This is a genomic window from Pedobacter ginsengisoli, assembly GCF_002736205.1.
Taxonomy (GTDB): Bacteria; Bacteroidota; Bacteroidia; order Sphingobacteriales; family Sphingobacteriaceae; genus Pedobacter; species Pedobacter ginsengisoli_A.
The window spans coordinates 857937-871312 of record NZ_CP024091.1; the positions used below are offsets into that span (position 1 = coordinate 857937).

At 39.0% G+C, this 13376-nt stretch carries 14 protein-coding genes; 11 read left to right on the plus strand and 3 right to left on the minus strand.

The genetic code is table 11. From position 1 onward, the window contains the following. The 3 genes from CPT03_RS03630 to CPT03_RS03640 are packed head-to-tail and all read left to right on the plus strand — an operon-like array spanning window position 1 to window position 2990. Window positions 1–1065: an HlyD family secretion protein gene (locus tag CPT03_RS03630; protein ID WP_099437568.1), complete on the plus strand. Its 1065-nt coding sequence runs from the start codon at window positions 1–3 to the stop codon at window positions 1063–1065. Next, window positions 1062–2651, plus strand: a complete 1590-nt coding sequence (locus tag CPT03_RS03635; RefSeq protein ID WP_099437569.1) for an MFS transporter — start codon at window positions 1062–1064, stop codon at window positions 2649–2651. Before CPT03_RS03630 ends, CPT03_RS03635 begins: the two co-directional genes overlap by 4 nt. 12 nt (window positions 2652–2663) lie before the next feature. Then, complete coding sequence (locus CPT03_RS03640; RefSeq protein ID WP_099437570.1) at window positions 2664–2990, plus strand: hypothetical protein; 327 nt, start codon at window positions 2664–2666, stop codon at window positions 2988–2990. 40 nt (window positions 2991–3030) lie between these two features. Here CPT03_RS03640 and folE read toward each other — a convergent pair whose 3' ends face one another. After that, the gene (folE, locus tag CPT03_RS03645; RefSeq protein WP_099437571.1) at window positions 3031–3345 is read right to left on the minus strand and encodes a GTP cyclohydrolase I; all 315 of its coding nucleotides are present in this window, start codon (window positions 3343–3345) and stop codon (window positions 3031–3033) included. 183 nt (window positions 3346–3528) lie between these two features. Between folE and CPT03_RS03650 the strand changes: the two genes are divergently transcribed. Then, window positions 3529–4299, plus strand: coding sequence for a hypothetical protein (locus CPT03_RS03650; RefSeq protein WP_099437572.1), 771 nt, complete (start codon window positions 3529–3531; stop codon window positions 4297–4299). 338 nt (window positions 4300–4637) lie between these two features. Further along, on the plus strand, window positions 4638–5279 hold the full coding sequence (locus CPT03_RS03655) for a hypothetical protein (protein ID WP_157766343.1): 642 nt from the start codon (window positions 4638–4640) through the stop codon (window positions 5277–5279). A gap of 34 nt (window positions 5280–5313) precedes the next feature. On the opposite strand, the gene CPT03_RS03660 is transcribed toward CPT03_RS03655, so the two are convergent. Next, on the minus strand, window positions 5314–5529 hold the full coding sequence (locus tag CPT03_RS03660) for a hypothetical protein (RefSeq protein WP_099437574.1): 216 nt from the start codon (window positions 5527–5529) through the stop codon (window positions 5314–5316). A gap of 220 nt (window positions 5530–5749) precedes the next feature. Further along, on the minus strand, window positions 5750–7315 hold the full coding sequence (locus tag CPT03_RS03665; RefSeq protein WP_099437575.1) for an ADP-ribosylglycohydrolase family protein: 1566 nt from the start codon (window positions 7313–7315) through the stop codon (window positions 5750–5752). Window positions 7316–7693: 378 nt separating this feature from the next. Between CPT03_RS03665 and CPT03_RS03670 the strand changes: the two genes are divergently transcribed. The 6 genes from CPT03_RS03670 to CPT03_RS03695 all read left to right on the plus strand — a co-directional run bounded on the left by CPT03_RS03670 (window position 7694) and on the right by CPT03_RS03695 (window position 13375). Continuing rightward, complete coding sequence (locus CPT03_RS03670; RefSeq protein ID WP_099437576.1) at window positions 7694–8836, plus strand: serine protease; 1143 nt, start codon at window positions 7694–7696, stop codon at window positions 8834–8836. A 3-nt stretch (window positions 8837–8839) separates the two neighbouring features. Beyond that, window positions 8840–9460, plus strand: coding sequence for a YceI family protein (locus CPT03_RS03675; RefSeq protein ID WP_099437577.1), 621 nt, complete (start codon window positions 8840–8842; stop codon window positions 9458–9460). Between the two features lie 191 nt (window positions 9461–9651). Next, the gene (locus CPT03_RS03680; protein WP_216641600.1) at window positions 9652–10008 is read left to right on the plus strand and encodes a DoxX family protein; all 357 of its coding nucleotides are present in this window, start codon (window positions 9652–9654) and stop codon (window positions 10006–10008) included. Window positions 10009–10412: 404 nt separating this feature from the next. Then, window positions 10413–10826: a DUF1398 domain-containing protein gene (locus tag CPT03_RS03685; RefSeq protein WP_099437578.1), complete on the plus strand. Its 414-nt coding sequence runs from the start codon at window positions 10413–10415 to the stop codon at window positions 10824–10826. A gap of 90 nt (window positions 10827–10916) precedes the next feature. Then, on the plus strand, window positions 10917–11486 hold the full coding sequence (locus tag CPT03_RS03690; protein ID WP_099437579.1) for a dihydrofolate reductase family protein: 570 nt from the start codon (window positions 10917–10919) through the stop codon (window positions 11484–11486). Between the two features lie 857 nt (window positions 11487–12343). Next, window positions 12344–13375 (plus strand): MBOAT family O-acyltransferase, encoded by a 1032-nt coding sequence (locus CPT03_RS03695; RefSeq protein ID WP_245869963.1) that lies wholly within the window; start codon window positions 12344–12346, stop codon window positions 13373–13375. The last annotated feature ends 1 nt before the right edge of the window (window position 13376 follow it).

The window sequence follows — 13376 nt, forward strand, 5'->3', positions numbered from 1 at the left end:
ATGCGCAAAAGAAATAAATACACAGTAACGGATCAGATTATCACAAAAATTACTGCATGGATTGCAGGTATAACCGCAGTTGTTTTAACAGTCTGGGGGATAATGTCACTTTGGGGTTTGTATAAATATGAACAAACCAACGATGCTCAGGTACAGGAATATATAAATCCATTGATCTCCAGAGCAGGTGGTTTTATTACAGAAATAAGATATGATGAAAATCAGGAGGTAAAAAAGGGGGATACTTTACTCGTGATAGATGAACGAGAATATAAGATACAGGAAAAACAAACAGAAGCAGCGCTGCAAACCGCTAAGGCACAAATTCAGGTACTTCAAAGTAATGTGTTGACACTTGAAAAAACAGCAGAGGTATCAAAAGCGCAAATTGCAGCCTCAAAAGCTAAGTTATGGAAGCAGAAACTGGATTACGATCGTTACCAAAAGTTGTTTGAAGTAGAGTCAGCCACAGCGCAACAATTGGAAAATATAAAAGCCTCAATGGATATGGCTGACGCCGAGTTTCAGGCAGCACAGCAAAATTATCAGGCTGCCTTGTCAAAAGTAAACGATTTTAAATCTCAGCAAACAGTTGCCATAGCTGAGGTAGAACGGTTGGATGCGCTGCTAGATCGTCATCAACTTGATCTTACCTATACCATAATTACAGCTCCCTATAACTGCAGAGTTGGCAGGCGGACGGTAGAGAAGGGGCAAATGATTGATGCCGGGCAGGTGTTGGCCTATATCGTAAATAAAGAAACCGACAAATGGATCATTGCAAATTATAAAGAAACACAGGTTCGGAACATGCATGTTGGCGAGTTTGCGGAAGTTGAGGCAGATGCTTTCCCCGGCAAAAAGTTTAAAGGAGAGATTATTTCATTATCACCAGCCACAGGATCCAGTTTTTCTTTGCTTCCTCCCGATAATTCTACAGGAAATTATGTGAAAATTGTACAGCGTGTTCCGGTCAGGATTAGGCTGGTTGGTAAACCGGAAGAAATCGACTTGTTAAAAGCTGGAATGAACGTTAATGTGACCATCAGCAAAAAAAGTTCATGAGTAAATTGATCCCGCTATTTAAATTATGGGTACCTCAGTGGCTCATCAAGGTAACTTTGTTCATTGTTTTGTTGCCTAGTTTAGTGCTTTTTTTTCTGCCGTTGGCTAACATAAATGCCGCGGCAGGCTATTACGGGATTGAGCCGGCTGATGTACAATATTCCGTAGTTGTATTTTACGCTGGTTATACTTCTTTTTTCTCGCTTGAAAGACGCTTCTTTCGTTATCTGGCTGCTAAAGAATATTTTTTCATCTTCACTTTAATACAGATACTAACCTCTTTTGGCTGTTATCAGGTGCAAAGCTTACCACTCTTACTCTTGCTAAGGTTCATCCAGGGAATGTGTTTAACCAGTACAGCAAATCTGGCGCTAGCCTTAATTTACAATCGACTAAAAACTGAAAGGGCTAGAGAAATTGGCTACTCTGTGTACTTCGGGATGTTGATTTGTATGCTTCCTTTTAACAATTTCATCACTGCTGATCTGATTGACAGCTTTAATTTCAATGTTTTATATAAAGGTGCCATGTTTTCTTATGTTCCCAGCTTGATATTGCTTTCAGTAATCATGAACAACATCAGGCTGGATATAAAATTTCCATTATACTTATTGGACTGGGCCAGTTTTATTCTATACGCCATATTCCTATCTCTTTTAGGTTACGTTTTGGTATACGGGCAGGAATACTACTGGTTCCAGGACAATAGAATTTTATACAATACGTTGGGTTCTGCTTCATCTCTGTTACTTTTTCTACTGCGGCAATTTGTATTGAAACGGCCTTATTTTGATTTGGAAGTATTTAAATACAGGAACTTTAAAATAGGGGCACTTATTCTGTTTATACTCTACATTTGCAGGTTTGCTTCAGGTCTGACCTCTGCCTATTTTAGTAATGTTTTAGGACTAGACCCCATACATATTTCCTACATCAACCTCTTTAATATTCTTGGAATTATAATAGGCGTAATTACCTCCTGTGTGATGGTACTTCAAAAGAGACCGGTAAGGTTAATATGGATCTATGGTTTTTGTTTGCTATTGCTGTATCATGTAGGTATGTTTTTCTTTCTAAATATTCAAGCCAATGAAAACATCTTCTATTTACCGTTGATTATTCAAGGGCTGGGGGTAGGCATGTTGATGACGCCGACCATCATCTTTATGATTTCTTCAGCACCGGTACGTTTTGGAGCCACCGCAGCTGGAATTTGCTTATTTGTTCGGTGTTTTGGGTTTTATGCCAGCATCGCTTTGATGAATTTTTATGAATTGTTTTCTAAAAGCAAACACTACAATACATTTCAGGAACAATTAACACAGCTTAATCCGGTTACTTCAGTGGCACTTTCTAAACAAACGCAGGCTTTGGTACATCATGGGGCCAATGCTGATAAGGCAATAAAGGTTGCTCAAAAGCTGCTTGTTAAATCAATTGATGTTCAAGGTCAAATACGGTATGCTATGGATTATTATGAAATGATTAGCTGGATGCTGGTTTTTACGATTACATTGGTTGCGCTATTCCCTTACATTAACCGGACAGTGATTTATCTAAGATCCGATCAGCCGGCACCTTTTTAATAGATTTAGCATATGGAAGTTTATCACACACTTAATGAGGTAGTTGAAATTCTATTAGGTCAAGGATATCTGATTGATTTTAAGTGTGTTTATGAAGCCTCATTTAATGATATGCCCATGCCCCAAGACTTCAAGATTGATTCGCTTTATATGGTTAAAGATGAAGAAGAGAATGGCCAAAACCTGTTGGTAGCGGCCATATCTTCTAAAACCTTAAAAGCTAAAACTATATTGGTTAATACTTTGGTTCAATATGATGACCAGCTCATGTTGGATCGGGTAAATATTCGAATTAGACAATTTGTGATTTATCTGATTAAAAAATATAACCCTTTTTAATCAGTTTTTTAAAAATTATTTTAATTCGTTCCATTGTAATTTATCTTTTGTTGTAAATGTGAACTAGAAATTCCTGCTTTACAGCTTTGTTCTCAAACTGACCCGAATAGTGAGCAGTCTGCGTTGCACTATTGGTATCTTTAATTCCCCTTGAAGCGGCACATAAATGGTCTGCTTCAATCACCACCACCACATCATCATGTTGCAAAACTTCTTTTAAAGCTTCTGAAATTTGAATTGTCAAGCGCTCCTGCACTTGTGGACGTTTTGCGTAATACTGTACCAAACGATTGATTTTTGACAATCCAATTACCTGCTTGTCGGGAATATAGGCAACGTGTACCTTTCCAATCATTGGTGCAAGTCAGGGGACTAAATATTCAATCCAAAAAATCTATTTTATATGTTGGGCATTTCGATTCTATGCACATAAAAAATGTATTTCTAAAATGACTAATTTTATGGAAAATGATCTTGAAAAAGCATCATTGTTTTAACAACCTGTAGCATATATTAACGGTCATACACATTAAAAATCATGATAAAATTCAAACGCTTATGCTTTCTGATTATGTTTCTTCTTCCTGGTGGTTTATTTGCCTGTTCATGTGCCAATGAGGGTGTGGTCAATAACTTTCAGCAATCCGAATTTGTGGCAAAAGCTAAAATCATCAAAATAACACCGGATTCAGCAAATTCGGAATACCATGATGCGGTAATAGAAATCATCAATTTATATAAGGGTGAGCGGGAGAATAAGATCAAAATCATGAGTTCACTGAATACTTCCTGCGGTTTTTTGCCGGATGAAAATTCAACATGGATCATATTTGCAAGTACATGGCAGGGAGTGTTGAGTTTTGGGCTCTGCTCTGGCAGCATGCAAGTTGACGAATACTTCGACCCTGTTGAGTATCCAAATGCAGGAAAGAATTGGGGCAATACCGTTAAACTAAGAGAAGGCGCGATTACATTTCTTAGCAACCATAAGATTTTTAACCCCAACCCTTCTTTGATCCGTGCATACAATAGTGAGATCGGTACATTCAAAGGTTATAAAAATGAGAATAGCTTCGCAATTTTTCAAGTGGATGTGAATTCCGACTTCTCGATTGCCGCTATTAAACAGCTTAAGAAGTTCCAGAACGGGAAACTGAACAGGTTGGTTTTTAACAGTATGAAAACGAAGCTAACGCTCGCTGGAAAAAGGGGAAGACCCTTAGGTAAGCCTGCCCGACTGATCTTATTCTGTTACTATTATGAACAAAACGGAGCACACCAAAGCTTCTTAAGCTTTTTCGACGTTTAGGTTTGAAGGAATTTTCAATGCGCTTAAAAATATAACTGCATCGGAAATTACCGGGGGATCTGCAAATGCGCCTTACAATTAGGTAGCTGTTATGCTAATGTTGTAACTTATTTGCTTGTCTTTTGTCTATCTGATAAACCTTATGGTCATGCTATGGTGGTTTCTAAACTAACAGCAGTATTCTTGTTTATTCTTTTTTTGTCAGGCTGTGTTGAAAAAACGATTGAAAATCCTAATGAGGTGTACAAGTTTTGTTCAGGGAGATCAGTTCGGCAATTACCGGTATATGAAATTATAGGACGTTGTTTACTCTGGGGTAGTTAGGTGATTTTTTATATTTGATAAAAAAAACCAATAGAATGAAAGCATTTATTACGTACGAAGGTCTGCCGCTTAATTCTGGGGGAGCGCATCAACTGCCTGCAAAACCACTTACAGAGGTATGTGCCTCGATGCTTAATTTTCTGCAATTGTATACGGATACTCAGGGAGCTGACCGGGTAAGAGTACAATTGGTGGATTTCAGCTTTAGAAATATCATAAAATATTCTTTAAGGTTTGGCTTTCCTTCTTTCGACTGGAACAATTATTTGGCGAATGGAATTAAAGATACTTACTGGAACGTGTATTTGAGAAAAATTGAATATTATGTCGATCAGATAGTCAGCCATCGGGAATTGGGCCTTTCTGTCTACTGGAGGTTTAATTTCATAGATCCTCGTACCAGGAGGGTTTTGCCAGGACAATCAGAACTGCCGGTCCTTGATGCCCGACTAGAAAACTCACGGGTATACCTATGGCTCTCAGCAACGAAATCGACTGCATCTGTCTGGTTTGCCTTTCCATTCGATCATTTGACAGATGACAACTTAAAATATATTGAAGGCATCCAGGAAACCCTGCCTTTCAAGTTTTCAAAACGCTTCTGGCGCCTGTGGAACAAATCCGATAATGGTAAGTGGATTCCAAAGAAGATTTGAAGCTTGCGATACAAAAGGGAACAAGAAAGTGGCTTTATTCTCCAAAGAGTCTTGTGGTTTTCTTTCCGATGAAAGAGATTGCTGTCATTTCGCCACTGCTGCTGGTCCTGGGGCCTATTAATACCGCAATCTTTGTGTTTTTGTTTTTTATTTTATAAGGATTCGGAACGGTTAGGGGTACGCCTTTCCCTACTCCGCATTTGCCCTTGGCATAATACCAGTTATTCTTTTGCTCCTTTTTATTTACCATTTTGACGAAATAGCCTAAATTACCTTCTCCGACAGCCTGGCAATGGCACAGGCGGATTCGGGAGATAAAAAAAATGCAATGCTGATGTATAAAAAAGCTTTAGCGCTTAACCCAAATCTCAGCAGCGGTGTTAATGCTTTAAAAAAGCTGAACAGTGAATGATAAGCCCCGTTCTTACCCTATATGTGATATTTGAAAAAGTTGCAGCTTCATCTGAGAGCTAATTGTGGGTATGTGCATTTAATCCATTTACTGCTTTGTTCCCATAAATAATGCAGTCCCAGAGTCTGATATGATAACCAGAATCAGGATTTGTGACTTCCAGCTTAATATGATGTTTACCTTCTGGTAATTGGTATTTCCAGGTTAGCTCATGCCTGCGTGTTTTAAACGAAGAGGAAAGAACGGCAGTTTCATGAAGTATTCCATCAATGTAGACCTTAACTTTAAAACTGTAATCTGCTGCCTTTGCATCATGCTTATCGTTACTTCCGCGCAAGACAAATCCGGTTCCCTCGAAGTCAAAGTCATAGGTTAAACCCATATTCTTATTTAAAATGGTCTTAAGGATGGGATGTACACCTTCAAAACCCTGTTCGTATTTCACCGGTTTCGGCTTTTGTACGGCGATTTCAATCTCATCGGAGTTTACCTTGCCACCATTGTTAATGATGGTTTGCAGCGCATGTTTATAGCTAATTTCGTAAACCTTGTTCAATGACATGGAGGTGTATTTGAAGTCCAGATCTTCACTGCCCTTTAACCCTTTTTTCCAATAGTCCGGTATTTTGTCGTAACCTAACATGGTACCCAATATACCTGCTGCTGAAGAAGGATTGCAGTCTGAGTCCTGTCCGGTTCTGGTGGCTATTTCCAGTGTTTTTGCAAAATCACCTTTGCCGTATAAAAGCCCCATAACTACGTATGCAGAATTCACTTTAGCGTCAATATTGAAAGGAGTAAATATGCCTTCCGGACAACCATTTTCTGCAGCATATTTCTTTTGCACTTCAAACCAAGTTTGTTTCCAGTCTCTGGGAAACTGCTTATGCCAGCGAATGACATCTGCTATGCATCGGTAGAAAAGCGTGTTTTGAGGAATGGTTTTTAATGCCTCATTTACTACAACATTGACATCGTTACTGGTAAAAGCCATACTATACATTGCGCCCATAAAAACACCTCCGTACCAGCCGTCACCATAATTCATGATATGGCCTACCTTATCGCTGATTTGGCTCGCGGTATTGGGCATACCCGGCGTCATAAGTCCTGCAAAATCCGCTTCGATTTGATAGTCAATGTCGTCTGAATGAGGATTGTTTAACCAATGACCACTCTCAGGTGCCTTGATCCCGTTCAGTATGTTATACCTGGCCGCCTGGTTTGCATGCCATAAACTGTAAGAAGCAGTTGCAAACGCATCAGCAAAGGCATCAACTGGAGCATCCAGACCCTGTTTTTCCATTACTTCCACGAATGTGAGATCCATATAAATGTCGTCAAAAAGATCCGGCCATTCTTCCATCAGCCTTTTCACATAGCCTTCCTGATAAGGTATAATTTGATTGTCCTGGATATAAGTTCCGTTGTATCTGAATTCAGTATAGCTGCCAAAACTCACACCTATAGTTTGTCCTGCCCAGCCGCCCTTAATCTTATCCTTTAAAACTTTAGTACTTAGTTTTAAAACTTTGATGTTTTTATCAACACTGGTAGCACTTATTGAAGGGATAATAAGTGCAACAAAAAGAATTGCATAAAAGTTAGTGATATATTTTTTCATATTGATCCTTAAAATTAAACATTTCCACCGATAATTATCATACCTATTCCCAATACGAAACACATGAATATTGCCCAAATCAGTGTATTAATCTTTGAGCTGCATCCTTTAAATTCTTTCCAGATGATTTAAAGATAAGGAAAGCAAAAAATGTAAACCCATTGTTCCAGGTTTGTGAGATTCAGGTGTCTTACCAGCCAAAGTTTAAAGCTTCTGAATGTCCAAGAGCGGGTAGCTCGGGAGAAGCTTATCGTGTATTGATCAGCAACTTGGATACAGAAGATTTATTTAATTTACATTTTTTACATTTCTTTTTACAATGTTATTGGTGCCTGAATGAATCCGCCAAGCTAGGTTTGGGTAAATAACAATGTTGGTATGAAAATTCATTTATTATTTCAGATGCTGATGTACTTTTCGCTGGCGGCTTTTGCCCGGCAAAAGGAAAGCTGGGTAGACAAGCCGATTGTTGAGTGGCCCAAGATTGCAATGATCAATGAGGTTCAGTTTAAAAACGGTGACCGCTATGTTCATTCTTCTTTTAAGTACGCGGGTACAGGGTTTTTAATTGATAACGGTAAGGACACACTGGCGGCAACCGCTAAGCACATTCTCTGGATTGCTAAAAACAAGCAGAGCAAGGGGACTGAAGTCAATGCCGCGCTTAAAGAATGGTTGATGCGGCCAAAGGGTGATATGCGGGATTCAGCCGTGATGGACGAGTTACTAAATGAAGACCCTGACGAAGTGCTGGAGGGCAAGGAATCCACGGTACAGGAACGGGACTGGATTGTGTTTACGGTAAAAAAGAGCTCGCCTAATTTATATCCTTTAAAGCCCCGCTATACGCAGGTGAAGCCGGGAGAGAAGGTATATATTTTAAGTTGCGCCTATGAGGATAGCCTCAGTACGGTTCATCAGGGCAGGGTTTATCAGAAATATGGAATGGACATCCTGATCGAACGTGATATGAAGACGCATAAGGGCGGCAGCAGTGGTTCACCGGTGATTGATTCCAATGGCTATCTGATCGGGATCATTACTGGTAGCGCGGGTGCTGAGGTGGGTAATGTATCAGTGGCAATCTCCAATGAATACCTCAGGAATGTGCTGGACAAAAAGCCGGGTCTTAATGAACCGAAGAAGGACTATGGTGAGCTGATTTACCATGCGGTAATTCATGAGGGTGTTGGGGCAGCGATCAGGCGGTATCAGGATTTGGTTAAGGATCCCAAGAATTATTACGTTTACAACCTGCGCAGTCCGAACCGGAGTGGTCTGAGGGAAACAGGAGAAAGGCTTTTGGCCGAGGGTCGCATTGGAGAGGCAGTGACGATCCTGAAGTTTAACCTCAAAGTGAATCTCAAATTTCATGAGAATTACAACCTGCTGGCTAAGGCTGAGCTAGCGGCCGGAAATACGGCTGGGGCGATAATGGCCTATCGGCAATCTGTAAAATCAAACGGTGATAAGCAAAACGAGGCTTATGCCGCATTGGAAAAATTAAATGCCAAACCTTAAGAAATGAAAAATAACTATTTAATGCTATTGGCGGTACTGTTCTGTCTGGCAAATGTGACTATGGCAAGGCAGCAGCCAGCTGGCAAGCCGATTGTTTACAAATTGGATTTGAATGCGAGCCGGCTATTGTGGAAGGCCACGAAGGTCAATGGGGGGCATAATGGCTTTTTACTGTTTAATTTGGGTGTGTTGAATGCGGATGGGAAAGGCAAATTGCTGAATGGCAATTTCGTGATGAATATGACTTCCATCACCGCGGTGGACAAATTGCTGCTGAATGAGAACCGGGAATCTGAACAGGTGATCAAGGCGGGTAATTTATTTGCCACTGCCCAAAATCCAACCTCAACCATCAGTGTGAAGTCTATTGTGGCTACCGGTCGGATAAACCAGTACAAAGTGGCCGGTGAGCTAACCATAAAAGGTGTGACTAAGCCCTTGATTTTTCTGGCAACGATCAGTCCCCGTGCGAATGGGTTAAAAGCTTTGGCCGAAATGGATATCGACCGAACAAAATGGGGGATCACTTATAAGTCGGGCAATTTTTTTTCCGATTTGAAGGATGAGCTGATCTCTGACATGATTCACATTTCACTTAACCTGGTATTTTATAAGGAAGGATAGTGATGAACTTTGGCTGAAAGTGGATAAATAAACGAGGAATTGTTTGATAAGTAAATTCATGACGAGCCACTTACCAGGATTGAGGACATTGCCCGCTGGTTGAATTCTTGGTAACCGATGGCTGGTGGATTACCGGGCAAACCATTTTTGCGGTTACATTTTCATTTCCCTGGATAAATCCTTAACTTAAAATGATGATAGTGAAAATTATAAATACCTTACTTATACTGTTTGCCGCTTATATGGGGACCAAGCAGGGTTGGGCAATGTTTTCCGGTAAAAGCGAAATGCTGGAGCTGTTTGGTAAATGGAACATTGGCAGGCAGGGAGTAATGGTTTTAGGCTTCTTTACGTTGTTGAGTGTTGCCCTGATCCTCATTCCTAAAACTTTTGTCTGGGGAAATTTTCTGATGGCCGCTGGTATTTTATTGATTATCTGTTTTCATTTGCTGGATAGAGATTTTAAAGGGGTAATGATCGAGGTACCTTTCCTTTTGCTATCCCTGATCATCATTTACCTGCAGCATCCACTTGCCAAAATAAGCTGAAGTATCTCATGAATGATGAGCTAATCCTCAGGAATGTAGCTAAACATATTGATCTGGATGCAGAAGAAATAACAATTTTTTGTCTATGCTGAAATGGAAGCCGGTAAAAAGAAAAACCTTAATACTCAATTCCGGCGAGGTCTGTAAGTACATTAGTTTTGTCCATAGCGGGGTATTGACGGCCTTTTATTTGGATAATCAGGGAAAGCAGATGAGGTAATGTTTGCTGTCAATGATTGGTGGATAACAGATATGTATTGTTTTTTAAATTATATAGTTCCAGAATATTATCCTTTACCCGGCATTTCTGAATAGCTTATTAAAATCATTGCTGCTTCTGTGTTCACCCCGCTTCATATATCCAATTTTTTAGTAATTTTAGGAAGATCAAAACCATTATACAGATGTCGGAATACGATTCAGCAAACCGTTTTACTGTTAAGCAAATTGAAACTGCTCACCAAAAAGTAAAAAGCGGAGCAGATTTTCCAGCTTACATTAGGGAAATCATCGCTTTGGGAGTTAAATCTTTTGAAACCTTTGTGATTGATAGTCATACCGATTATTATGGTGATAATGGCTATCTTGTTACTTCTGATCCTCAATACACTTCTCTCCGAATTGCCGGAAAAAGTGACAGTGAAAGATTTAAATCTTATCTAAAGGATCATCAGAAAGGTGGATCTGACTATTTCACCTTTTGCATGCAATGTGCAGAAACTGGGATTGAGAAATGGATCGTCTGCACGGAAAAAATGACCTGCACCTATTATGACTATTTAGGCGAAGAGGTTCTGGTCGAAACGATTCCTTCATGATTTTTTGTTTTTCTATCCGTATGTTTGCTATAGAATAGGGTCACAAATAGGCCCGGCAATTGTTCAATTGTTAAACAGACAATAAAAGTTATGAGCAGAAGAATTATCTTATCCATGCACACAAGCCTTGATGGGTTTGTTGCCGGATCCAATGGAGAAATGGACTGGATTAAAGTTGATAATGAGCTGTTTGATCATGTTGGACAGTTGACAGATGAAGCTGACACCGCATTGTATGGAAGGGTTACTTACCAAATGATGGAGGGATACTGGCCAAATGCGGCAGATCAACCCAATGCTTCAAAACATGATATTGAACATTCCAGATGGTATAAAGAGGTAGGTAAAATTGTGTTGTCCAGAACGTTACAGAAACAAGCAGATAAACTGATATTAATTAGCGATGATATTGCCGAGAAAATAAATAGTATCAAGCAACAGTCTGGAAAGAATATTCTGATATTTGGCAGCCCAACGGCTGTGCATGCACTGATAAAGGAAAATCTGATTGACGAATACTGGTTGTTTGTCAATCCTGTAATTTTGGGAGCTGGGATCCCTTTATTTACTAACCTGGAACAAAAGATCAAATTAAAACGGTTATCAACTAAGGAATTGTCTTCTGGTGTTACGGCGTTGAATTACGTTGTTGACAAGTGACCGGCTGAGTCTCTGTGCTTTGAAATTTCTGCTCAAAAGATCCCAACCTTGCAGAAATAAAAAGTACTGGATAAAACGAAACCAAGCAATTTTCATCAAAACTTACAGGCAAAATATTCGCCATTTTTCTTATACTTAAAGTGTTGTTTTAGTTTTCAAATCTATTTTCCAACAAACTTAACAAATGCATCTTTGTGCTGATCGGCAACGCTGATTAATCCATCATGTCTTGGCTCCGGAAAATTAGAAAAGTCAAAGTCTATAATTTTATCTTTAAAGTGTGTAGTTATCACAATTTCATGAAATGCATAAAAGTAGATTCATCTTTTTTTATAGATAATAGGATGGGAGCGATTCCGTAACTTAAAGGTCTAATTAAAAGTGTTTTAAGGAGCTTGAGATTCAAAAAAAAATATTATATTTATTCATAGCTCTAATGCTTCCTGAGTAAAATGTTATTTAACTCTTTAAGTTTTGCTCTTTTTTTACCGGTAGTTTTTCTGCTGTACTGGTTTGCAACAAAAGGTAACCTCAAGTTTCAAAATAGATTGTTGTTAGTATCCAGTTATTTCTTTTACGGATGTTGGGACTACAGGTTCCTCTTTCTATTGATTTTTTCGACCTTGTTGGATTATTTTTCTGGAATAAAAATAAGTGAAGCCAGTAGTAAAAAGGTAAGGCTTTTTTGGCTCTGGCTAAGCATCGGTATAAACTTAGGCTTTTTAGCCGTCTTTAAATATTTCAATTTTTTTATAACTTCTTTCGCTGAGGGGATTTCTTTATTGGGCTTTAAACCAAGTTTTCTCACTTTAAATGTATTACTACCCGTGGGGATTTCTTTCTATACTTTTCATGGTTTGTCTTACATTATAGATATTTATAAAAACAGAATAAAGGAAGAACGTAATTTTATAGATTATTCACTCTTTGTAAGTTTCTTCCCATTGCTTGTCGCCGGACCTATTGAAAGGGCAACCCATCTTTTACCGCAAATAAAAAGAGAAAGGACTTTTGATACTTCAAAAGCAGTAGACGGATTAAGGCAAATTTTATGGGGATTGTTTAAAAAGATTGTTATTGCAGATAGCTGTGCAGAATATGCCAATATGATATTCAACAATTCATCCCAATACAATGGAAGCACTTTAATATTGGGGGCATTATTTTTTACTTTCCAGATTTATTGCGACTTTTCAGGTTATTCTGACATTGCCTTAGGAACAGCCCGTCTTTTTGGTATTGACCTGTTGAAAAACTTTGCATTCCCTTATTTTTCAAGAGACATTGCAGAGTTCTGGAGAAGATGGCATATTTCCTTGTCGAGCTGGTTTAGAGACTATCTGTATATTCCTTTAGGTGGAAGTAAGGGGAGCATCTGGAAAAAGGTAAGAAATACATTTATCATATTCTTGGTAAGTGGTTTCTGGCATGGAGCTAACTGGACTTTTATTGTCTGGGGACTGTTAAATGCCCTATACATAATGCCCTCAATATTTTTTGAAACAAATAGGAGAAATCTCGATGTGGTAGCTCAGGGGAGAGTCTTTCCTAATTTAAGGGAAATCTTATCCATGGGGGTAACTTTTGGATTAACTGTAATTGCCTGGGTGTTTTTTAGAGCAAAAGATCTTCATCATGCTTTTGAATATCTTGGAGGCATGTTCTCCACTTCGGGGTTCAGCAAGCCACAAATATTTCCGCGATCTATCTTATTACTAATCGCCGTGTTTATATTGATAGAATGGAGGGGTAGAACGCAGGAGTACGCTATTGCTAATTTCGGGTTTAACTTTCCTAAGCCGGTTAGATGGGCCTTTTATTATACTTTGGTGCTGGCAATTGTTTGGTTCGCCGGCGAAAAACAACAATTTATTTATTTCCAGTTTTAAT